Raw genomic sequence first — 22,137 nt, 5'->3', positions numbered from 1 at the left:
ATAACCACCTATTTCAATACTGCAAGGGATCGGCCACAGTTGGAGCAAAGTAGGGAAAGCAGGTTTCGTTGGTGTAGCTGCGCGATCTACGGGTGTCCGCTACTAACTCAGTAGTATTGGGAGGTATGTTACCCAGGGTACAGCGGCGAAAAATTATGGCTCAGATAAGTTAGACTGTAGGGGAATCGAAGCTTTTAAAACCTTAAGCATATACCTTGCTACCATAATGGATCGTTTGACTTTTTGACGAGTACTGCGTTTATAACTCGTTTCCAGATTTAGTAGATTGAGACTAAGCGCGCTTGAGATTAGCCATATTTTGTGGTGCATGTCCTGTACGAATCCGCGTCGCATCCTCCCCAAAGGTGAAATCTAATACGAGCGTGCAGTTGGTTTTCAATGGACCAGTGTTGTCGGATTGCTAAGCCCGACGTGTTGAGGGGTGGTAAAGAAGTAAGGTAAAACATCACCTCACGGGTAGTCTTGTTCCTATGATGGCGGGTGCGAATAACCATTACAATGGTCTGTAATCTAGACCACTGCGACTGTTTGTACAAATCGAAGTCTATTTCAGCAAGAGTTACTGCCCAAACCTGACGCTTTTCAGTACGATGATGTCCTGATTCTACCCGCAGATCATAGCTATACTCGATACCCTCAAACTTATTAGCAACAGCAGTTTCAAACCATTGCTTAACCTGCTCGAACAAAGTAGGATGATTTCCTTTGAGCGCCAAAACATAATCAGCACCAAGAGCACGAATACCATCGGCTATTTGATGCTGAGTCCCCATGGCATCAATGGTAATGATGCATCCAGAGATGTTGAGTAATTCTAGTAGGGCGCTTGATGGCTGTAATTTCATTGCTTTTATCATCTACTTTCACAAGACCTACGAAACAACCGATGCTCACTCGCTATGGCACTAACCACATGTAAAGCCGATTTTCCCTGGTTGCGATCATAGGAACCCTTGATTTGTTTGCCATCAATAGGAATCACCTCGGCTCCATTATCTATCACAAAAATTATTAACCAGCTCTCGAAACTATTCTCAAAGGCTCTCGGGGATATCTGCTCAAACACTGGCCGATATGTATCTGCAATGGGAATCCCATTTGGTAATGCTAAAAAGGTCGATAACCAATGCTGGTGGCTAATCCCATAAGTTTCTCATCCGTTGCCCCTTGCCCCGACCATGGTGGCGCTCCAGTGCAATCATCACTATACTTACAAATGGATGGAGCACTCCTTGTTTCCGGAGCGGATCTGATAGATGTTCAAAATGCTCGAGCATTTGCTGCTGAACCTGTTGAACATCAAGGGCTGGTTGTAGTGGTAAGGATGGACTACTGGTGTAAGTTGAGTTAGTGGGTTTATCGAAGCCAATCACCATGGGACACCTTTATTGTGACATCGGTTTCACTAGCATATTATGAATTCATTTTTCTTGCGCTTACCCTGGTATGTTACCTAGACTTGGTATCAGTAATGAGGTAAGCAGATACTTCAGTTATTTGCAAATATTAACTGTATTGGGATATTAATTTACTAGAAAATTTTCTTTATTCAAATAAAAAAAACATGCTTAATTTTGATTAATAATGGGGAATATAGCGGTAAAATTGTATAATATTTAACATTTTTCATTGTGTTCACAAAAACTTCACATTGTTTTTTTTAAATATCAATAATTAATAATTATCCGTAGCATGGCGTTGATTTCACCCTTTTAAAAAAGTGAACATTCTCACTACCTTGTGTCAATAAACACGAAAGCGATAATGTGTTAAAGCACTTGTAGGTATTTTAATTAAATTCGATTATGATTAATCAGCAGTCAAGATTTATGAGCTATCCATGCGGTATTTTTACTAAAACCTATTTTTGGGATAATTTGACTGTAATTCAGCGTAATTTTGCTGAATTTGGTAGATAACTAAGATGACAGTCATTGAAATGGCACATTTAAATTGATAGCTTTGGGTGTAGAGGCTGATTAATAGGCTTTAACAGTCAGCAGGGATCCACCCTTATTGCTCCGCACCCGAAGCTAGGGGGGCCGTAAACCTTCAAACCTCAACCGTCAACCCTCAAAATTATCTCTTGGTGAGCGTTCCCTTGGCGTTCGCCGAGCGGCGACCTAGGAGTTGGAAAACTCGCGCTTTGTCCCACCGCAACCTGTAACTTTTCCTGTGCCAATTAGATGGTTAACAACTTACTAAGCGCGTTTATAAACGAGTTGTAAAAATCCAGACAAAAAAAATTTGTAGTGCGGGCATCTTGTCCGCCTGAGCGTTCACAACATATTTATTATTACCATATAATTATTTAATAAGTAATTTTTATCCCAATAACTCATAGAGTTAATCATTATAATTTTCATCACACCTAAACCACTTTATGAATTATTAATTAATCTATTGTCCCCTAAGTGGGGGATTAGCGCATCAAGGGTATGACTAAATAAGTATGGGCATAATCACTTAATTTAGCTTAGATACGTTATAGTTAGTTTACTTACGCCCTTCGATATAGCTAACATCACCGACCTTGACCCTGAAGTCATACCTATCTGCTGCTGTAACCCCCTTTGATTAGCTAGTTATAGCAATGACTCCAGTACTATAACCTGCTACTAGAAAAAAAAAGCAACTACAGGAAATATTTAGTACTTATGGCTGATAGTTTACGACCTATTAAGTATTTTTACATATGCACTTCAAAGTGACTACTCTAGGGCGTGTTTTCAAACTATAACCACAATAAAATTAATGCGATCGTCAACATGGCTGTATAATTTTCAGCAAGCAAATCGTATCGGGTAGCGAAGGGAGCGAAATTGCTTGATTCGATTGATAGCACGCTCTACAAGGTGGCGTTGACGATAGATTTCAAAGGTTTTATCGACCGCGACGTGGTTCGGCTGGAAAGTCGTGGTATGGTAAGACGGATACCACGACGACGGAGGTAATTACGGATTCTACGACCTGTGTAACCTTTATCTCCAACCAGTCTTAAAGGACGAATACTTCGACGGCTGAGCATTGACCTAGTCACTAGAAACCATACCGGAGCAAGGCATTATCAAGTAGGTGATGGACCAAACCCTAAGCGAGACTCTCCCAACCGTAGGCGAGACACTGGGAATAATGCTGTAAATACACCTCAGTGGTTAGCGGTAGAGTTTTTCCAACGGGATGGTCAGGTCAGTGTGGGAGTATGTCACCTGACCCTGGTTCTGAGGTAGATATCTATGTTGTAGACCAGGTTTCCCCAAAAACCCATGGGATAGGTCCCTTGAGTAAGAAGATTGCTACAGCCGAAGCAGATCAAGACGGGAAGTTTGGGATTAGTCTTAGTAATGTCGAGCCTGGAGATTACCTGAGTGCGATCGCAACTCACCCAGACTACGGTACCTCGGAACCAGCTGTGACTGTGGTGGTGCGTTCTCTTGATGATCAAGGGAATAGTATCGAGACATGGTCAGCAACAACTCTACCGAACACAGCAAAGCCCCAGTGTACCAGCAGTCCAGTCGGCAGGGTTCCCCTATGACCAGACTCCCCGCAAATACCTGAACCCCTTTCGGAATAGTTTTTGGAAATAGCCTCAAACACCCTACCCTAAAGCACCTCAAGTTTGTCTCGCCCTTTGTTAGAGGAAACAAATCCCTATAAATACACCAGGGGTATCTTGAGTAAAATGGTGTACACCCTCTCAATTAATTAACTAACATACAATATATACAACCAAAGGACTACGTAATTACAAGCAACACCTAACGATCATATACCTTATTGGAAAAACCTTGTGTGAATATTGCTACTTCATCAGTAGACCTTGACCCGAACAACCTATTTCCCTTTGAACTCGACGAGTTCCAAAAACAGGCAATTGAGGCTCTCAATCATAGTCAATCAGTAGTTGTCTGTGCTCCGACTGGTTCTGGGAAAACCCTAATTGGTGAATATACCATTTATCGTGCTTTGTCTCAAGGAGGACGTGTTTTCTACACAACCCCCCTCAAAGCGCTCTCCAACCAGAAACTAAGGGATTTTCGGGCAAAATTTGGCGCAGACAAAGTCGGTCTAGTTACCGGTGATTCCTCGGTCAACCGGGAAGCTTCCGTGTTAGTGATGACTACGGAAATCTTCCGTAATATGCTCTATGGTACCCCAATTGGTCAAGTGGGAGCCTCTATGCTAGGGGTTGAGGCGGTGATCCTAGACGAATGTCACTATATGAATGACCGACAACGAGGCACGGTTTGGGAAGAATCAATTATCTATTGTCCGCCAGATATTCAAATTGTTGCCCTCTCCGCCACCGTTGCCAATTCTGACCAGCTGACCGACTGGCTGAATCAAGTTCATGGCTCCACTCAGCTGATTTACTCTGACTTCCGACCTGTTCCTCTAGAGTTTTACTTTGCCCATCCCAAGGGAATTGTCTCCCTGCTGAATGACGACCACACCAAGATTAACAACTCCCTCAAAACCAGACGTCCTAAAAGCAAGGACAAACATGGACGTCCGGAAGGCCCCAGCATTAGCACTGTGGTGAGCAAACTAAAAAAACGGGAGATGTTACCAGCTATCTACTTCATCTTTAGCCGCCGAGGCTGTGATAAGGCAGTAGATGAGATGGGTCCACTATCCCTGGTCAATGAACAAGAAGCAGCTCAACTCAAGAAACGGATTGATGAATTTATCAGTAAAAATCCAGAAGCAGCTCGTACGAAACAAATTGACCCCCTCTACCGAGGTATAGCTGCCCATCATGCTGGAATTTTACCTGCTTGGAAAGGTCTAGTGGAAGAACTATTCCAACAAGGACTAGTGAAGGTGGTATTTGCTACAGAAACTCTAGCAGCAGGAATTAATATGCCTGCTCGTACCACTGTTATTTCCAGTCTATCTAAGCGTACTGACCGAGGACACCGGCTACTGACTGCCTCGGAATTTTTGCAGATGGCTGGACGAGCAGGAAGGCGAGGGATGGATACCAATGGCTATGTGGTGACGGTGCAAACCCCCTTTGAAGGGGCTAAGGAGGCGGCTTATCTAGCAACGGCTGGTGCTGATCCCCTAGTTAGTCAGTTTACCCCTACCTATGGTATGGTACTGAATTTGTTGCAAACTCACTCTCTGCCTCAAGCTAAGGAGTTAGTTGAACGCAGCTTTGCTCAGTATCTAGCTACTTTGTACCTCAAACCTCAACAACAGGCAATTACTGAACTGACTGCGGAACTGACGAGAATTGATTTTCAACTGGCACCGGTAGATGTGGCAGTAATGGAAGGCTATCAAAAACTGAAGGAACACCTGAAAGTAGAGCGCCGCATCCTTAAAGACCTGCAACACCAAGCAGAGGTATCTGTTTCTAAAGCCGTATCCCAATTACTACAACAGGTGCAACCGGGAGTCATTCTTTATTTGAAGGGCAAGAATGTGCCAGTGTCTTCTCCTGTTCCAGCTGTTTTGGTGTCTAAACAAAAGGGTTCCGGTCAATTCCCCTATCTGGTGTGCTTAAGTGCTGCTAACCGATGGTATGTGGCAACAACTGCTGATGTGATGGGGTTAGATGGCTTTCCTGAAGTGGCCGATGACCAAGTATCCAATGGCTCTACGGAAGATTACTCAACCGGCTCAACTCAAGGTGAATCCTCTGACATTATTAATCTTCGATGCCTTGATATTGGAACTCTCCAGCCTTTAGAGGGGCTTGAGATTAAACCAGGTCAAGTCAAAAGCGGAAATGAAGATACTGAAGCCTTGGCTAACCAAGTTCCCACCATTGCTCAACTCTGGGTTGCTCCAGAAGTCAGGGAGCAAGAAGGTGTTGTTGCTGATCTAGAGGGTCAAATGGAAACCCATGCTCTTCGTCAGTGGGGTAATCCTTCTCAACTGATCAAACGCCACAAAAAACGGTTGTTTTTGCAGGAGCAAATTAACCAACGTCAAGCTAAATTCCGAGAATACCAGGCTCAGCATTGGCACGAATTTCTGAACCTGATTGAAATTTTAAAAGCATCTGGTTCTTTGGAGGACTTAACTCCCACTGTTCTGGGGCAAGCGGCTGCTTCGCTTCGGGGAGAAAATGAGTTGTGGCTAGCCTTAGCCATGCTGTCGGGAGAATTAGATGACTTAGACCCCCACCAACTGGCAGCAGCTTGCTCTGCTTTAGTTACCGAAACCCCTAGACCGGATAGTTGGACAAACTATCAACCAAGTGAGGAAGTGCTAGAGGCATTGGCAAACCTCAGGAGGATTCGGCGTCAAGTATTTCAGCTACAGCGTCGATATCATGTCGCCTTACCGGTTTGGTCAGAGGATAGGTTAATTGGTCTAGTGGAGCAGTGGTCATTAGGCAAATCCTGGCGGGAGATATGCGGTAATAGCAGCTTAGATGAAGGGGACGTAGTGCGAATATTACGTCGAACCTTAGATATATTATCCCAAATTCCCCATGTGTTGCCTCTATCAGAGTCTTTAAAAGCTAATGCGATTCGTGCTGCTCAGTTACTTGACCGCTTTCCGGTTAATGAAAGAGTTAAGTAGGGTTTGCTGAAAAAGTCGTTTGGTAAGGGTAGGAGTCAGGAGTCAGGAGTCAGGAGTCAGGAGAAACACTACAATCAGTTATTAACAAACATAGCAACATTTTCCTAGGTAATCTCTCTCTTGACCCCTGTTCCCTGTTCCCTGTTCCCTATTCCCTATTCCCTACTGGATTATTCCCAACATCAAAAACAATTATAAATTCCGCATCAGGCATTAATCGTTTCAGAGCCCACAAATGTCCCTCGGCATCCGATCGATTGCGGAAGCGAGCAACAACTACTCGCTGCATTTCCGGTAATAGCCGAATGACCACCCATGGATGAAGGCGTTCCGAATAACTCATAATCAAACTGTCTCCTTTTTTAGGGGAGCCAGAGCTAGCCCGTAGATATTGCACTGTCCCCGGGCTAGCTCTTGACTCTGGGCGTCTCAGCGCCCACTGTTATACTATAGCACAAAAATATTTTATTATAACATATTTTGAAAAATTTTGTTACAAAAAATATATTGAAACTGGCAAGATGCCAGTTCTACTGCCAGTTTCAATATCAGTAGAGTGGGCATCCTGCCCGCCCGACAATAAGCATGAAACTGGCAAGATGCCAGTTCTACAGCCTATTGCTAGCATGCCTATTGCTAGCATGCCTTCCCTACCCTTACTCCCCACGTAAATCCTTCAACACCTCTTCCGTAAAAGGATTCTTACCAGCCCGGAGCTCATCTATCCATTGTTGCCGTTGTGCTTTCCACTTATCATTGTCGGTCCAGTCTACAAATGCCTGAAAATCTAATATCGCTCCTGCGGTATCCCCAGTCAGAGCCCTAGCCAAACCACGACTATCGAGAATACCTCCATCTTCAGGTGCTTTTGCTACTGCTTTTTCACAGGTATCCATCACGTCAGCAGCATATCCATGGAGGCTACCAAACCAACAGATTTGATTCCAAGAATAAGCATAAATTTCTAGATTTGGATCTAGTTGTTGTGCTTCTTTATAGAGAGATAGGGCTTTGGTTAATTTACCTTCTTGAGCTAACTCCTCACCTTGTCTAACTTTAGCGGGTGCTGCTAGCTGTTTGGCTTTTATCTCTGGCTGTAATTCTAGCTCCGGATTCCATTCTTGGGCTTTTTGGAACTTAGCAATAGCACCATCCACATCCCCCTGGTTTGCCAATTCCTCTCCTTGTTCAACCAAAGTGGGTGCTGCAAGGTGTTTGGCTTTTTTCTCTGGGTCGAATTCTAGCTCTGGATTCCATTCTTGGGCTTTTTGGAACTTAGCAATAGCACCATCCACATCCCCCTGTTTTGCTAACTCTTCACCTTGTTTGACAAAACCAGAAGCTGCAGCTATTTTGCCATCTGAATTTTGGCATTTCTTTAAGCTATCTAGGGATTCAGGATATTCCACAAAGTAATTTTCAAGCAACTTACAGCCCCTAGCTAGCATCTCATCTAAATCTTCAACGGCCCAGAGTCTGGCAGTATTGTCCGATGATGCCGTAGCCAGCATCTTACCATCTCGGCTAAAACTGATACTATTGACTGAGTCTTGATGTCCTTGAAACAGTGCTAATTGATTTCCTTCTAAATCCCAAACTCTGACCGTTTTGTCTCTTGATGCAGAAGCAAGCATCTTACCATCTCGGCTAAAACTTATACTATTGACCGAGTCTTGATGTCCTTGAAACAGTGCTAATTGATTTCCCTGTAAATCCCAAACTCTGACCGTATGGTCCGATGATGCCGTAGCCAGCATCTTACCATCTCGGCTAAACCTTACACTCCATACCGAGTCTTGATGTCCTTTCAACAGTGTTAATTGATTGCCCTGTAAATCCCAGAGTCTGACCGTATGGTCCGATGATGCCGTAGCCAGCATCTTACCATCTCGGCTAAAACTTATACTCCATACCGAGTCTTGATGTCCTTTCAACAGAGCTAATTGATTGCCCTGTAAATCCCAGAGTCTGACAACAGTATTGTACCTTGATGCTGTAGCCAGCATCTTACCATCTCGGCTAAACCTTACACTTTCTACCGGGGATTGATGTCCTTTCAACAGAGCTAATTGATTGCCCTGTAAATCCCAGAGTCTGACCGTTTTGTCCCATGATGCGGTAGCCAGGGTTTTACCATCTCGGCTAAAACTTACACTATTTACCGAGCCTTGATGTCCTCTCAACAGTGCTAATGGATTTCCTTCTAAATCCCAAACTCTGACCGTTTTGTCGTCTGATGCCGTAGCGAGGGTTTTACCATCTCGGCTAAAACTTACACTCGATACCAAGCTTTGATGTCCTCTCAACACAGCTAATTGCTTTCCCTGTAAATCCCACAGTCTCGCAGTATTGTCGGATGATGCGGTAGCGAGGGTTTTACCATCTCGGCTAAAACTTACACTCGATACCCAGCTTTGATGTCCTTTAAACAGAGCTAATTGATTTCCTTCTAAATCCCAAACTCTGACCGTATGGTCCGATGATGCCGTAGCCAGGGTTTTACCATCTCGCCTAAAATTTACACTATTTACCGAGCCTTGATGTCCTGTCAACAGAGCTAATTGCTGTCCCTGTAAATCCCAAACTCTGACCGTATGGTCCGATGATGCGGTAGCGAGGGTTTTACCATCTCGGCTAAAATTTACACTATTTACCGAGCCTTGATGTCCTGTCAACATAGCTAATTGCTGTCCCTGTAAATCCCAAACTCTGACCGTATGGTCCGATGATGCGGTAGCGAGGGTTTTACCATCTCGGCTAAAATTTACACTATTTACCGAGCCTTGATGTCCTGTCAACATAGCTAATTGCTGTCCCTGTAAATCCCAAACTCTGACCGTATGGTCCGATGATGCGGTAGCCAGGGTTTTACCATCTCGGCTAAACCTTACACTATTTACCGAGCCTTGATGTCCTGTCAACATAGCTAATTGATTTCCTTCTAAATCCCAGATTCTGACCGTATGGTCCGATGATGCGGTAGCCAGGGTTTTACCATCTCGGCTAAATCTTACACTCCTTATCGAGCCTTGATGTCCTGTCAACAGAGCTAATTGATTTCCTTCTAAATCCCAAACTCTGACAGTTTTGTCCGATGATGCCGTAGCCAGGGTTTTACCATCGGGACTAAAACTTACACTGTTTACCGAGTTTTGATGTCCTTGAAATCTTCTCTTTTCTTTGAATTTGCTCAGACTCTGCTGTAGAGCATAGACAGGACTGATGGCAGGATATTTATCCAGGGGGCGACCATCTTTAACGATATTAAATAGCTCTTGCCCAGTCTCCATGGCTGAGTATAAAAGCTCTCGATTGCCATAGTAAACATTATCCTCTGGTAAGCGCCGTAAAATAGTAATCCCTTGTTGTTCTAGTCGGGTACCTGTTTGAGCGTCTTTTATGTTTTTAGCAGTTATCATAGCAATAATTATTGCTACCACTGAAAACAAACCTAGACTAATACCCCCTATCAGTATAGTTCTCTTGGCTTTCTGTTGGGCTTCAGTTAAGGTATCATTGGCCTTAGCTAATATCCGACTTTCTTCTGCCAATACCCTACGGTCTAATTCCTGACCAGCCGCCAAAAACTGATAATCTAAATCGCTCAAACTTTTACCCTTAGCCCAAGCTTGAGCATTCTCTAACGCCACCCCTCGCAACAAACGCGATTCTTCCTGACAGCCAGACTCAACCCAAGCGGTAAAGGCTTCAGAATAGGGACGCAGTCTAGCCAATTCTTGCTTAACCCAATCGCCATCAAAAACACTGCCATAAATCCGGTTGTTAACGGTCAAAGAGCCATCCCGCTCCACTACCAACCCCGATAGCCTTAATTCTGTCTGTTCATCACTGCCATCAGCGGCAATACTACCCTGATCTAATACCTGCTGATACAATCCCAACAGCCTACTCGCCCGTTGCTCATGTCTGAGAATGCGATCGCGTATGGTCTTCAAGTGCTCTGGTTTATCCTGAGATACCCAATTCTCAATAATTTGGCTACGGGCGACCTGTGCAACTCCAGTTCCCCCCTTGCTAAGGTTCGATTCCCCTCCAGAAGTTTCTCCAACTCCAGTTCCCCCCTTGTTAAGGGGGGTTAGGGGGGATCCCAATCCCGAAGTGTTATCGATAGATCCCCCTCCCGTCCCCCTTAATAAGGGGGAAGCTTGAGCATGGTTCGATTCGCCTCCAGAAGTGCCCTCAACTCCAGTCCCCTCAACTCCAGTTCCCCCCTTGCTAAGGGGGGTTAGGGGGGATCCCAATCCCGAAGTGCTATCGATAGATCCCCCTCCCGTCCCCCTTAATAAGGGGGAAGCTTGAGAATGGTTTGATTTCCCTTCAGAAGTGCCCTCAACTCCAGTTCCCCCCTTGTTAAGGGGGGTTAGGGGGGATCTCCCTCCAGAAGTGCTATGGATAGATCCCCCTCCAGAAGTTCCCCCCTTGTTAAGGGGGGTTAGGGGGGATCCCAATCTTGAACTGCTGTGGATGGATCCCCCTCCCGTCCCCCTTAATAAGGGGGAAGCTTGAGAATGCTCCACCATTAACTTACACAACTTCTGGGTCAGAAACGGTTGTCCCCCCGTCCAGTGCAATATCTCAGCTAACACCTGTTCAGGATTATCCACTTTCCCTACCAAACCAGGGAGCAGTGGTGTTTTCGCTTCTTCAAAGGTAAAGCCAGTCAGTTCAATATCCCGACCAATATTAAAGGGAGTGCGCTGTTTATCCTGAATCAAATCCGCTGGAGTTGCTACTCCCAGCAAGCAAAAATTCAGCCGATTATAGACAGGATTTTCTGCTCTTTGGTTATAACAACTGCGAATAAAGGCAAAGAAATCATCTTTAAACTCTACCTTAATAATACTATCAATCTCATCCAGAAAGATAACAAGATTTTCTGGAATCTCTGACAACAGCACCTCTTCAATAAACTCACCCAACCACATTACTGGGGAGAGTTGCTTACGCTCTCGTAACCAAGGTAAAACCTTGAATTTATCTGATAGCTTAAAACTATTTACCAGACTCTTAATTAAGCTAGCATACCATTGCTCTGACGTTACGTAATTACCAATTTGGGTAACATCCACAGAAGCACAAGCTACTCCCGCCTCTATTAGTCTTTGCATGGTTTTTACCCGCAAACTAGATTTACCCATCTGTCGCGAGTTGAGCACATAACAAAATTCCCCAGCCATCAAAGCCTCAAAAATCTCGGTATCAGCTTTTCTGACTGCATAAGTAGCAGCATCGTTAGGTAAACTTCCCCCAACTTGATAGATTGTTGGTTGGTTGCTCATGGTAGGAAAGGGAGTAGGGAGTAGGGAATAGGGAATAGGGAATAGGGAATAGGGAATAGGGAACAGGGAACAGTAGTGAAGATATTCGAGTAGGATTTGGTTTTATAGCGTTTATTATAGCTATGAGGTACACAGGATTTTTTACCTATTGCCTCTTGCCTTCCCCTCCTGGGAGGGGTTAGGGGTGGGTTCCTCTTACCTGCTCCCTGCTCCCTGCTCCCTGCTCCCTAACTAAAAAAGTCTGTTACTAAAATACTCACGATACAAATTATATCTGGGAATACAATCATTACCGATTGCTCTGACTAATCCCAGACTTTCTAACAGATAGGTTTCTTTATAATCCAGGCGCACTGCTTGAGTAGTTGTCAGTAATTTTTTGAAAGCGTTTAGTAAATTGGGATGGAGCATGAGATTATTTAAAAGCTCTCGCAAATGATGGCGATAAATCCCTGATTCTGTCGGGGCTGTTTCTAAAAGATGCTCGATGGTGATGTTGGGATTTTTGCTAAGAGTAGAGAAAGCTAACTGTAATAAATAAGGATGTCCTCCTACCATACTCATTAATTCATGTAGTAAATTAACTGATAAATTGAAGCCATAAAATTTCGCCAAATCCTGAACCTGATTCAAAGTAAAATCAGTTAAATCTATAGGATATCCTACATTAAAAGGCGACTTATTGATAGCCAATTCAATATAAACTTCCGTAGCATAAACCACTATCAACCGCAGTCTTTTCCAACTCTCATAAAACTGGCCATTTTCATGCCAACTCCGCAGCAAAGTAAGAAACCCTTCAGCAACGTGTTGATGAGGAAAAACTCGCTCTAGGTTATCGAGACATAAAACCAAAGGACTCTCTGAAGAAACCAACAAATACTCTTCAAAGTAGGTGCTACACTTGACTTCACTGGTAAAAAAACTATCCTCCCAATAATTTTGCAACTCATTAGGTAATTTCAATTTTTGAGTAACCCGCACACAAAAAGACTGTAAAAATATATCCAAGTCATGGCAAGGAAACTCATTCAGATTCAAATAAACCGTGCGATAATCCCTAGATTTAGCATAATCAAGAATCCGATGACTGAGTAAGGTTTTACCCATCAGCTTCGGTGCTTTAATCCGAATTAGTGCCCCTGGTTGTACAATCTTTTGATAACACTCAGCATCTTGAGGACGTTGTATATAAAATTCTCCAACTTGAGCAGTTGTCTGTTTTTGATTATTGGTGGTATTTGTGCTACTATTATTTGGTAATTCAATACCCAGTAAGTTGAAAAATTCTGGTATAGACTGAGGGCGATCCCTTGCCACCAAATTCATACCATGGAGAATGGCTTGATTTATGCGATCGCTAATCTTGGGATTCAAATCCTTTGGTGGTGGTAATACAGCTCCCTCAATCCGGTCATCAGCTGATACTGGTTTCTTTCCAGTTAAGAGCACATACAAGGTAGCGGCCAAAGCATAAACATCAGTGTAGGGACCCTGTTGCGACCGCCACTCATATTGTTCCAGAGGAGCATAGCCTGGAGTCCGCCCACACAGATGAGTTTGGGTAACCCCAGGGACAAACTTAGTAGCAATACCCAAATCAATCAACACCGCACCAGAACCATCGTTCCGAACCATGATGTTATTGGGTTTAACATCCCGATGGAGCAACCCTTGCTGATGAATGTCCCACAGGGCGCTACCAATTTGCTGGATGTAAAGCAAGGCTTTCTCTTCCGAAAGCACACCCTGCCGTTTCACCAGAGCCGACAAGGTTTCCCCCTCGATGTATTCCATGATTAGGCAAGGCAATTCACCTTCTCGGATGATTTCTTCACATAAGCTAACTAGATGAGGATTCCCACAGCTACATTGGGCTAACTTTACCGCTTCGTTGGCGAAAATTTTCCAATATTCTAATAAATTATTTTGGCGGAGTGCATCATTACCGATAGTTTTGATAACAATGCGATCGCCTGTTTTATTATTTCGGGCTAAATAGGTAATACCCAGCCCACCTTCTCCTAGTTTTTTTTCGATAGTGTACTTACCGTTTTGTAGCCGATAACCAGGGAGCCAGGTATTATTACCTACGCCGTTGCTGTGGTTAGGTGGCTGAGTAGTTGAGGGAGGTTTGTAGGGAGCATAAGGCTCTGCCACATTAACAGCTATTGGTTGTGTGGTGCTGCTATGACCATTTTTAGGGGAATTAAACCAGCGTTTAACTCTGTTATTTAACTGCTGCTTTAATTTCCCACACACTGACCGATGCTTATTAGTTTTCATGGGAGATACCCAACCTATCCAGGATATTAATTTCGGTAGGGTTTATAGCGTTTGGATCTGGGTTGTAAACACAGGAATTGCTGAAAGAGGCAAAAGGGGAAAGAGATTCGGAGTTTTATTTTCCAAGAAAAAAAACCATAAAGATTTACATCTCAAACACAAACGCTATATATTTCCTTATCAGTAATTATAGCGTTTTTAATAATTATCAGAGCCATCCAATTTTCTTCACCTTACTTCATACTCCTACTCCCTAGGTAAGCAATCAGCAATCAGCAATCAGCATATCTAGCCAATGCAGACTATGGGCAATGTTTTCTTGCGCTTACCCTAGAATGCGATCGCGTCCATATACCATTTCCCGGAAAGTAGGATAGAAAAAAACTAAATTTTATGTTAAATTTATTGTATATACAAAACGTATATACAATTTAATGGAATTTGAATGGGACGAAAACAAAAACCGACAAAATCAGCGAAAACATGGCATCAGCTTTGAAGAAGCACAGGAAATATTCTTTGGAATCGTTTTTACTTCAATTGATGAACGATACGATTATGATGAAATCAGAGAAATCAGCATCGGTGCCATACAAGGCGTTGTCATTGTCACCGTAGCCCACACCGAAAGAAACAGTAAAATTCGATTAATTTCTGCTCGAAAAGCTACCCCTAAGGAAAAGAGAAAGTATTATGAGTATCTCGCCCAAACGACTTGAAGAAATCAAAAATATTCCTGACTCTGAAATTGATACTTCAGATATACCTGAGTTAGACGATCATTTTTGGGAAAATGCCAAAATGGTTAAACCAATTACTAAAAAAGCGATTTCTATTCGCTTAGATAGTGACATCATAGACTGGTTTAAAAGTCAAGGAAAAGGCTATCAATCATCAATTAATAACGTTCTTCGTAGTTATGTGAATCATCAACTAAAGAAAAGTAATCATTGATGGTAAAACTATTCCCTTCATCTCGGCTAATTCGTAAGCTATCAGCTATCAGCTTAAGCGCTACGCGCACGCTACGCGAACAGTTATCATACGAATTAAAGTAGGGTGGGCAAAGTAATATAATCTAGAATACTCAAAACAATCAAACGGTTTTTGCCCACCCTACAAGCTCAGGGTGGGCAAAGCAATATAATCTAGAATACTCAAAACAATCAAACGGTTTTTGCCCACCCTACAAGCTCAGCTAATTCTAGCCGACATGATACCCCGTATGGGATATACCAGTCATAAACTACAATTGAACCAATACCTGCCACTATCTGTGTGATCTAAATCCCCACTTCTCGCTAACCTTGTTAATTACCAACAGAGGTTAAGATTTTGATAACTAATTTTAAGGAGTGAACGGTGTTCAGGAGTAGCGATAGTAGTTCCAATTGGCAGTGCTCTTTGTCCAAGCAGCTAACCCCCTTGATCGGAGATTTAACCAGAGTCAAATCTAATCCTATCGAGCCCAAGACTATTGTAGTTAGTACCTTGATCGGGCTTTTGCTCAATTCTCTACCATGGTTACCAGCTGCTAGAGCTGAAACGGTGCAACTGGGAGTAGTTAAGAGTCTGGATAATCAAGGGCATTGGTCTGGAATTACCGAACGCTTACATTCAATTGGAGTTAACTACTGTATTGTTGACTTGACTGACGTTAAGAAAGCCTCTGACTTCGAGAACACTAACTTGCTATTTTTGCCCAATGTCGAGTTCCTCCACCCCAAACAATTCCAAGCGTTACAGGAATGGATCGCACAAGGAGGAAAAGTTATTGTTAGCGGTCCTACTGGGTTACTTTCCAAACCTGACATCCGCAAACAATTGCGTGAGCTTTTGGGTGCCTATTGGGGGTTTGCGATGACCCAACCCTCTATCCTCCATCCTTCCCCAGACAGTAACCAAACATGGGTGCAGGATACTGGAATTACAGGTATCATCCAGGGGGGCACTCTTATTCCTGCTGATCTTAATTCCACTACTGTTGCAGTCTGGAGTCAGGTTGACAAGCCCCCTGCTGTAGTAACCTCTAACAATGCTACGTTTTTTGGTTGGCGCTGGGGTATCGATCGGGTAGCTCCGGCGGAGGTCGATAGTGCTTGGTTACGAGCGGCTCTTGGTCGCTATGATGTCCAAGTCACTGATGTCAATCTCACTGATGTCCAACTCATCACTAATTCATCTACATCGTCTGAATCCTCTGATCACTCTCCACAACATTGTCGGGATATCGACACCACTATTGCCCAGAAACAGGTGGAAACAGAAGATGCAGAGTCTGGCAATAACACAGATGCTTCAGCCAAGCCTACTAATTCCCGATTAGCTCCGTCACCCAAGCCAGCAAAAGCCCCACCACCGCGATATAGAAGACGAATTCGAACCCTAAAGCAAGCTACTGCAATGGAGATGGAGTTAGAAAATCTGATTGGTCGGTTTGAAAGTGCTTTGCTAAGAGCCGATGCAGCTAACAGTAATCTGAATTTATCTACAGGTGCTGCTATCGAACAATTTGTCACTGCTGGTACTAAGCAAGTGTCGGAAACTTCCGAGGAAACCTCTGAGGGTAAAACGGATGAAACTGATTCAGCTACTGACTCAGCTATTGAGGCATTGCATCAGGCCAGAGTGGGTTTGGAAAATTTCCGTCGAGCAGTGGCTCGCAGAGAGTATCAAAAGGCAAGTCAGCTGTGGATGACAGCACGAAATACTCTGTGGGAAAACTACCCAACTGATCGTAAACTAGCCCAGTCAGAGATTCGAGCCATTTGGCTAGACCGGGGTACTATTGTTAAAGCCAAGTCTGAAAAAGATTTAGCTAAGATTTTTGACAAATTGGCTACAGCTGGTTTTCACACCATCTTTTTTGAAACGGTTAACGCTAGTTATACGATTTACCCGAGTGCGATCGCACCAGAGCAAAATCCCCTGGTTGAGGGATGGGATCCTCTAAAAGCGGCAGTGAAGTTAGCCCATGAGCGAGGGATGGAATTGCACGCTTGGGTTTGGATGTTTGCTGCAGCTAACCAGCGTCACAATGCGGTTTTGGATCAACCAGCAGACTATCTCGGACCAGTGCTATCGAAGAATCCAGACTGGGCAATCTTGGATAACGAAAAACGTGTGTTTCACAAGAGAACTAGAAAGGCATTTCTTGACCCCGCTAATCCGGAAGTGCGGGATTATCTAACCAAGCTATTGGAAGAGATAGCCAGCAACTATGAAGTGGATGGGATTCAGCTCGACTATATTCGCTACCCGTTTCAAGACCCCAAAGCTGGTCATACCTTTGGCTATGGTAAGGCCGCCCGTGAACAGTTCCAGGAATTGACCGGTGTTGACCCCATTGAGATTGACCCAAAGAATCAGAACTTATGGCGACAGTGGACAGATTTTCGTATAGAGCAAATCGACACTTTAGTCAAGTCAGTGTCACAAATGCTGCGGCAGAAACGTCCCGAGTTGATTATCTCTGCTGCTGTATTTCCCATGCCTAGGGAAGACCGATTGCAAAAAATCCAACAAAACTGGGAAGATTGGGCGTCTCGGGGTGAGATTGACCTGATGGTACCGATGACTTATGCGTTGGAAACGGAAGAGTTACAAAAATTAGCCCAGCCATGGCTAACTAAATCCTCCCTAAGCTCAGCCTTAGTTTTGCCAGGAATTCGCCTATTGAATTTGCCCGATATTGTAGCTGTTGACCAAATTCAACTGCTGCGAGATTTACCAGCTCCTGGCTATGCCCTATTTGCAGTAGAAAATCTCAATGATAATCTCAGGGGTATCTTGACTCGCACTCAAGGACAACAAGAGCCTACCACTGAAGTACAAGTACCTTACCGTCAACCGTTCCTAGCTGCAGCAGAACGTTATCAGGCTCTGCAACAGGAATGGAGTTTTATGTTGGCAAATAATCAAATAGTAATTGGGGAACCAGACCTTTCAGAGTGGGGACAACAAGCCGATACCCTTTCCCTGTTGCTGAATCGACTAGCGGACAAGCCATCCATGATGAGCTTGCTATCAGCACAATTGTCCATGTCATCCTTCCGTACTCGCTTTCAAACGTGGATGTTTGGACAATCGGTTGAGCAACCGTATCAAGTTCAGGTATGGGACAACCGTCTGGAAGCGATCCAACGATTATTGCGCTATGGTGAGCGGACGCTCCAAAATCGATCATTAGCTGGCAGGGAAACTGCCACCAATGAAGTGGACATCACTGAAGGTCTCGATCCATAGACGAGCACCACATGATAGTGGGTTATCGGGATTATAGACAATGCGGCACGGGCCAAGGATTTCTACTTGGTTGCCGTATATATTGTTGCCGCTGCGTTTTACGGAAATCACTGGCTTCCGTTCTTCGGGGTTTTTGTGGATATTCGAGCCAATGTTATTGCGGTTGACATTGATCTTAGCTATAGCCGGAGCACGATTAGTGCGCCATTTCCCTTTTGGTCCTCTAGTGCCCTTGGTGATTTGCGGGAGATTGTTAAACAAGGGAATAATCCAGAATTTCCCGCTTTTATAGGCACCCCGAACCCGACCCTTCTCTAGAAGTTGGCGCAATCGGCGAGAAGAAATACCTAATAGAGATGCTGCTTCGGTAGTACAAACACACTTGTTCATTTTTCTCTTTTGTTTTAACTCTTCCTATATCACTATTATATAGGATAAATTAATCATTGACAAGGTCTAGTTAAAAAAATCTCTTCCGAAGTAACTATTGAGTTAAATACCCTCAGTTTGATGTCAGAAATTGGCGGTTTTTTTGAGGAGAGAGGAGAGCTGACTCGAAGGTTTTAATTCTTGGATAAAGTTGGTGATGTCGAAGTGAGGTGGCAATAGCGATCGCATTCAATTTGTGCTTTTTTGTCCTAGTAAAATGACTATAGTTAAGTAGGGAAAATATCAGAAATTTGGCGGTGAGACATCCCGTCAGCAGTAGAGTAAGCTGGTTGTATAGCACTACGCATTCAGATGTTTGACATTGTCTTGATGCAAAGCGCGAGTGGGGGAAACCCCCAAGACCGTAATGGTGCGTTTTCCGCATTAAGAATTAAATTCGCCACGGGTCGCACCTCTGCATCGCTACTAAACTCCGAAACGTGAGTCTAGCTTACTTCTGACTTCTGAGTTCTTACTTCTGACTTGCCCGTAGCGCTATATCGTCAGGGTATAGCCTGGGCTGCTTCAAGCCCATACTCGACACGACCCTCATTTTTGAAGGGGCTTAGGGTACAGTGTTAGAAATGTTACTAACGTAAAGATATATTTAAATGAGTAAAGCTTTTGCTGCTTGGTTTAGCTGGGTTATGCCTGTGGCAGCAACGTTGTTGGCAACGAGCGTAACTGCACCGGTAGTCAGAGCACAAAACCTGTACAATCCGCAGCCGATTTCTCATAGCAAAGAAATTGTTGACACCCTGACTCAGAAAGATATTCCGATCGGGGATGGTGGCTTTGCCCGAGACTATGTAGTAACTCTTGATGCGGGAGACCAAGTTGCCATTGACCTGATCTCAGACAACTTTGACACGATGATCTCTGTGATAGCTTCTGACGGTTCTATGGTAGCGGAAAATGATGATGGACCCGATGGCAGTACTAACTCCTTGTTATTTGCTCGCATCACTGAGACAGATGAGTACATTATCAGGGTGCGTGCCTTTGGCTCAACCGGCGGTGGCAAGTTCAGATTAAAGATAACCAGACTTAAACCAATTTAGGGGGTTAGTGGTCGAGTCGGTAAGTACTCGATAAACTAACAGGTCGTCTTTGACAAAGAATTAGTAAAAGTAATTAGTTAAGGATCAGGGTCAGTAAGCACAGAAACAGGGCTTCTGTCCATTCCACCACTGCTCCGTAAGTGTCTCCAGTATGTCCCCCCAGCTGGCGGTGAAACCAGCCGCCAGTCAGTAGAGCGATCGCACATCCTCCGATGGCCATGGTTAAGGATAACCAAGTATTTGTGGGATCTAGCAACACTGGCACTAGAGATAAACTTAAGACAACGAATAATCCCAAGAGAATATCTTGGGGAATACGTATCCATGGTTTGTGAAATGCCCCTTTACCGGTGGGTTTGAGATAGGGATAAAATGCGATCGCTACTACTTGTCCCCAGCGTCCCCAAGCAGCTGCTCCCATCAAAGCTGCCCACCGATAAGCCCCGATATCAGTTAGGGCAGCGGTTTTGATCAGTAATAGAGTACAGGCTGCCATTGCCCCAAAGGCTCCTGTAGCACTATCTGCCATTACATCTAAACGGCGCTGGGGATCTGGAACTGCTAAACCATCAGCTGTGTCTATCACCCCATCTAAGTGTAATCCTCCAGTCAGGGCAAGCCAGCTGACCACAACTGCAACAGAGCGAGTAAGTGCTGGCATCCCCAACTGTTGCAATAAGATGTCTAATATTATCAGTATTCCCCCAATCAGCAATCCGATGATCGGTGCCCAACGGGCAATCCCCCGAAACTCCATCTCCTGGGTACCTGGTAGAGGTATGCTGGTATAAAAAGTTACAGCATCCCTCAAAGAACGGAAAAGTTGACGTCCCCATTGCCTAAATTGTTGTCCAGTGAAATACTTCATGGGTAACTGGTGTTACTGAAATTTATTGAATTTTCCTTTGAGCACCATCGAAAGATTGAGATAGTATTGTGTCATAAGCTGTTGTTATAAGCAGCAAGTTACCTCACCCTATGGCTTAGGTCTCAACAGCAACGGGCTGCTAATCTAGTTAGTTCGTGCCGACCAAAACGGCTCAATCAACATTCCTTGGTCGAAAAGTAGTTGGCAATGGGTTTATCCCATTTGGGGTATAAGCTGTTGGTGTTTACTCAATAAGGGTAAACCCTTAAAAAGTAGTAATCTAGTTGTCTAGATTTGACTAGTTGACTATGAACTATTTAAGGATAAACACCTAACACGCGATTATTCCCTGCATCTATTGGAATTATCTGTTGCTGCTTACTAGGCACGCTTATACGCTTATACCCTTGTATTAACAATTAAGCATGCTTAGATTAGGTATTAAGTACGATAACCATTAACCCAACACCTAACACCTTTATTGTTGGTTTTAACCCGTTGCCGTAGCTGTGTTCTCATCAATTGGTTTCACCTTTAGGTTTGCCTCGCCAATCAATTAAATTAACCAGTTGCATGTCAATATCAGCCCTGAAAAGCATTATAGGCTTTTATCCATGAGTCACCACCAATCTAGACACCAACTCCCAGCTCCTTGCATCATTGAAACTGGCATTATCATCAACAAGCGAGATATGAAACGCTTGCTTGGTGATTTAGGTTGCGTCCGTTACATCCACACTCTCGATGGTCAACTAAAAAACCAGGGGGAAGGGTTAGTTCAGGAAGTATTTGCTGATCCCCATTGCTCTACCCTGATTGCCAATCGGACACTTTACATCAATGTCCATAGTTTTGACTATTTACAACTGAGTCAGTCTCCAGAGCAAGAAGCTTACTTTGACCTAATTAGCGAAAATCGTCAGTTGCGGCTAATTCCCCTGTTGAATCCCTTACAACAAGAGTGTGTTGAGCAACTTCAGGCAGAAGCCCTTGAAGCTATGGTCACACAGGTTCTAAGCGCGAAATGGGATGTGCAAATTGATGATGATGGAGATTGTCCTTTTTAGGTTAGAAGGTTAGAAGGTTAGAAGGTTATAGGTTATAGGTTACAGGTTACAGGTTGATAAATGAAATTCAAGGGTATAAGTATTGGCTTGCTTCAAGTTGGATGCATCGAATACACAATATCAAAGACGCAAGAGTTTCACCTGGGTTAACTGAATTAGACGCTATCGTCTAGTTAACGATATTTCAAGACCTAGATCAACTTGAATCAACAGAAAATTAATTTTTCATTTCAATGTCAGGCTTCCTGTAGCCACACTAAAGCAAGAGCTGGGGTGTTTGTGACCCCCCATGGTGTGGTGGAAACTCCCAGGTTTAT

18 protein-coding genes and 1 pseudogene are annotated in these 22,137 nt (G+C 43.9%); 9 read left to right on the top strand and 10 right to left on the bottom strand.

What is annotated here, in order from left to right:
- Positions 1 to 308: 308 nt before the first annotated feature.
- The 4 genes from F6K49_RS53280 to F6K49_RS09705 form a co-directional block, all read right to left on the bottom strand.
- Positions 309 to 866, bottom strand: coding sequence for an ISAs1 family transposase (locus tag F6K49_RS53280; RefSeq protein WP_364302408.1), 558 nt, complete (start codon positions 864 to 866; stop codon positions 309 to 311).
- A gap of 8 nt (positions 867 to 874) precedes the next feature.
- The gene (locus F6K49_RS53275; protein WP_364302461.1) at positions 875 to 1,114 is read right to left on the bottom strand and encodes a hypothetical protein; all 240 of its coding nucleotides are present in this window, start codon (positions 1,112 to 1,114) and stop codon (positions 875 to 877) included.
- Positions 1,115 to 1,157: 43 nt separating this feature from the next.
- Entirely contained in the window at positions 1,158 to 1,397 is a 240-nt protein-coding gene (locus F6K49_RS09710; protein WP_293067711.1) for a hypothetical protein, read from the bottom strand.
- A 1,472-nt stretch (positions 1,398 to 2,869) separates the two neighbouring features.
- Entirely contained in the window at positions 2,870 to 3,061 is a 192-nt protein-coding gene (locus F6K49_RS09705) for a hypothetical protein (RefSeq protein ID WP_293096170.1), read from the bottom strand.
- Positions 3,062 to 3,223: 162 nt separating this feature from the next.
- On the opposite strand from F6K49_RS09705, the gene F6K49_RS09700 reads away from it, so the two are divergent.
- Positions 3,224 to 3,559 (top strand): hypothetical protein, encoded by a 336-nt coding sequence (locus F6K49_RS09700; RefSeq protein WP_293029039.1) that lies wholly within the window; start codon positions 3,224 to 3,226, stop codon positions 3,557 to 3,559.
- A 257-nt stretch (positions 3,560 to 3,816) separates the two neighbouring features.
- Complete coding sequence (locus tag F6K49_RS09695; protein ID WP_293096162.1) at positions 3,817 to 6,564, top strand: DEAD/DEAH box helicase; 2,748 nt, start codon at positions 3,817 to 3,819, stop codon at positions 6,562 to 6,564.
- A 148-nt stretch (positions 6,565 to 6,712) separates the two neighbouring features.
- On the opposite strand, the gene F6K49_RS09690 is transcribed toward F6K49_RS09695, so the two are convergent.
- Entirely contained in the window at positions 6,713 to 6,907 is a 195-nt protein-coding gene (locus tag F6K49_RS09690) for a hypothetical protein (protein ID WP_293029034.1), read from the bottom strand.
- Between the two features lie 178 nt (positions 6,908 to 7,085).
- Between F6K49_RS09690 and F6K49_RS09685 the strand changes: the two genes are divergently transcribed.
- Entirely contained in the window at positions 7,086 to 7,235 is a 150-nt protein-coding gene (locus tag F6K49_RS09685) for a hypothetical protein (protein ID WP_293096155.1), read from the top strand.
- Here F6K49_RS09685 and F6K49_RS53270 read toward each other — a convergent pair.
- From F6K49_RS53270 to F6K49_RS09665, 3 genes are all read right to left on the bottom strand, one after another.
- On the bottom strand, positions 7,221 to 11,864 hold the full coding sequence (locus F6K49_RS53270) for an AAA-like domain-containing protein (protein ID WP_366514155.1): 4,644 nt from the start codon (positions 11,862 to 11,864) through the stop codon (positions 7,221 to 7,223). The two genes, F6K49_RS09685 and F6K49_RS53270, sit on opposite strands and share 15 nt — an antisense overlap.
- Complete coding sequence (locus F6K49_RS09670) at positions 11,818 to 11,997, bottom strand: hypothetical protein (RefSeq protein ID WP_293096149.1); 180 nt, start codon at positions 11,995 to 11,997, stop codon at positions 11,818 to 11,820. The genes F6K49_RS53270 and F6K49_RS09670 overlap by 47 nt, the downstream gene beginning before the upstream one ends.
- 98 nt (positions 11,998 to 12,095) lie before the next feature.
- The gene (locus tag F6K49_RS09665) at positions 12,096 to 14,150 is read right to left on the bottom strand and encodes an AAA-like domain-containing protein (protein WP_293096144.1); all 2,055 of its coding nucleotides are present in this window, start codon (positions 14,148 to 14,150) and stop codon (positions 12,096 to 12,098) included.
- A 434-nt stretch (positions 14,151 to 14,584) separates the two neighbouring features.
- On the opposite strand from F6K49_RS09665, the gene F6K49_RS09660 reads away from it, so the two are divergent.
- The 3 genes from F6K49_RS09660 (at position 14,585) to F6K49_RS09650 (ending at position 18,395) form a co-directional block, all read left to right on the top strand.
- Entirely contained in the window at positions 14,585 to 14,869 is a 285-nt protein-coding gene (locus F6K49_RS09660) for a BrnT family toxin (protein WP_071106423.1), read from the top strand.
- Positions 14,844 to 15,104, top strand: coding sequence for a BrnA antitoxin family protein (locus F6K49_RS09655; RefSeq protein WP_293024366.1), 261 nt, complete (start codon positions 14,844 to 14,846; stop codon positions 15,102 to 15,104). Before F6K49_RS09660 ends, F6K49_RS09655 begins: the two co-directional genes overlap by 26 nt.
- A 450-nt stretch (positions 15,105 to 15,554) precedes the next feature.
- Positions 15,555 to 18,395: a family 10 glycosylhydrolase gene (locus F6K49_RS09650; RefSeq protein WP_293096139.1), complete on the top strand. Its 2,841-nt coding sequence runs from the start codon at positions 15,555 to 15,557 to the stop codon at positions 18,393 to 18,395.
- On the opposite strand, the gene F6K49_RS09645 is transcribed toward F6K49_RS09650, so the two are convergent.
- Positions 18,336 to 18,785, bottom strand: coding sequence for a helix-turn-helix domain-containing protein (locus tag F6K49_RS09645; protein ID WP_293037266.1), 450 nt, complete (start codon positions 18,783 to 18,785; stop codon positions 18,336 to 18,338). The two genes, F6K49_RS09650 and F6K49_RS09645, sit on opposite strands and share 60 nt — an antisense overlap.
- Before the next feature lie 650 nt (positions 18,786 to 19,435).
- Between F6K49_RS09645 and F6K49_RS09640 the strand changes: the two genes are divergently transcribed.
- On the top strand, positions 19,436 to 19,885 hold the full coding sequence (locus F6K49_RS09640) for a PPC domain-containing protein (RefSeq protein ID WP_293024360.1): 450 nt from the start codon (positions 19,436 to 19,438) through the stop codon (positions 19,883 to 19,885).
- A 73-nt stretch (positions 19,886 to 19,958) separates the two neighbouring features.
- Here the strand turns inward: F6K49_RS09640 and cobS are convergent, their stop codons facing one another.
- The gene (cobS, locus tag F6K49_RS09635) at positions 19,959 to 20,753 is read right to left on the bottom strand and encodes an adenosylcobinamide-GDP ribazoletransferase (protein ID WP_293096134.1); all 795 of its coding nucleotides are present in this window, start codon (positions 20,751 to 20,753) and stop codon (positions 19,959 to 19,961) included.
- A 614-nt stretch (positions 20,754 to 21,367) separates the two neighbouring features.
- On the opposite strand from cobS, the gene F6K49_RS09630 reads away from it, so the two are divergent.
- Both F6K49_RS09630 and F6K49_RS09625 read left to right on the top strand, forming a co-directional pair.
- Positions 21,368 to 21,820: a hypothetical protein gene (locus F6K49_RS09630; RefSeq protein ID WP_293024356.1), complete on the top strand. Its 453-nt coding sequence runs from the start codon at positions 21,368 to 21,370 to the stop codon at positions 21,818 to 21,820.
- Between the two features lie 201 nt (positions 21,821 to 22,021).
- A pseudogene (locus F6K49_RS09625) lies at positions 22,022 to 22,137 on the top strand (tRNA guanosine(34) transglycosylase Tgt); the annotation flags it as partial.

It is taken from the genome of Moorena sp. SIO3I6 (assembly GCF_010672095.1).
The sequence above is the reverse complement of the archived record's forward strand: the minus strand, read 5'-3'. Positions and strand labels throughout refer to the sequence as shown.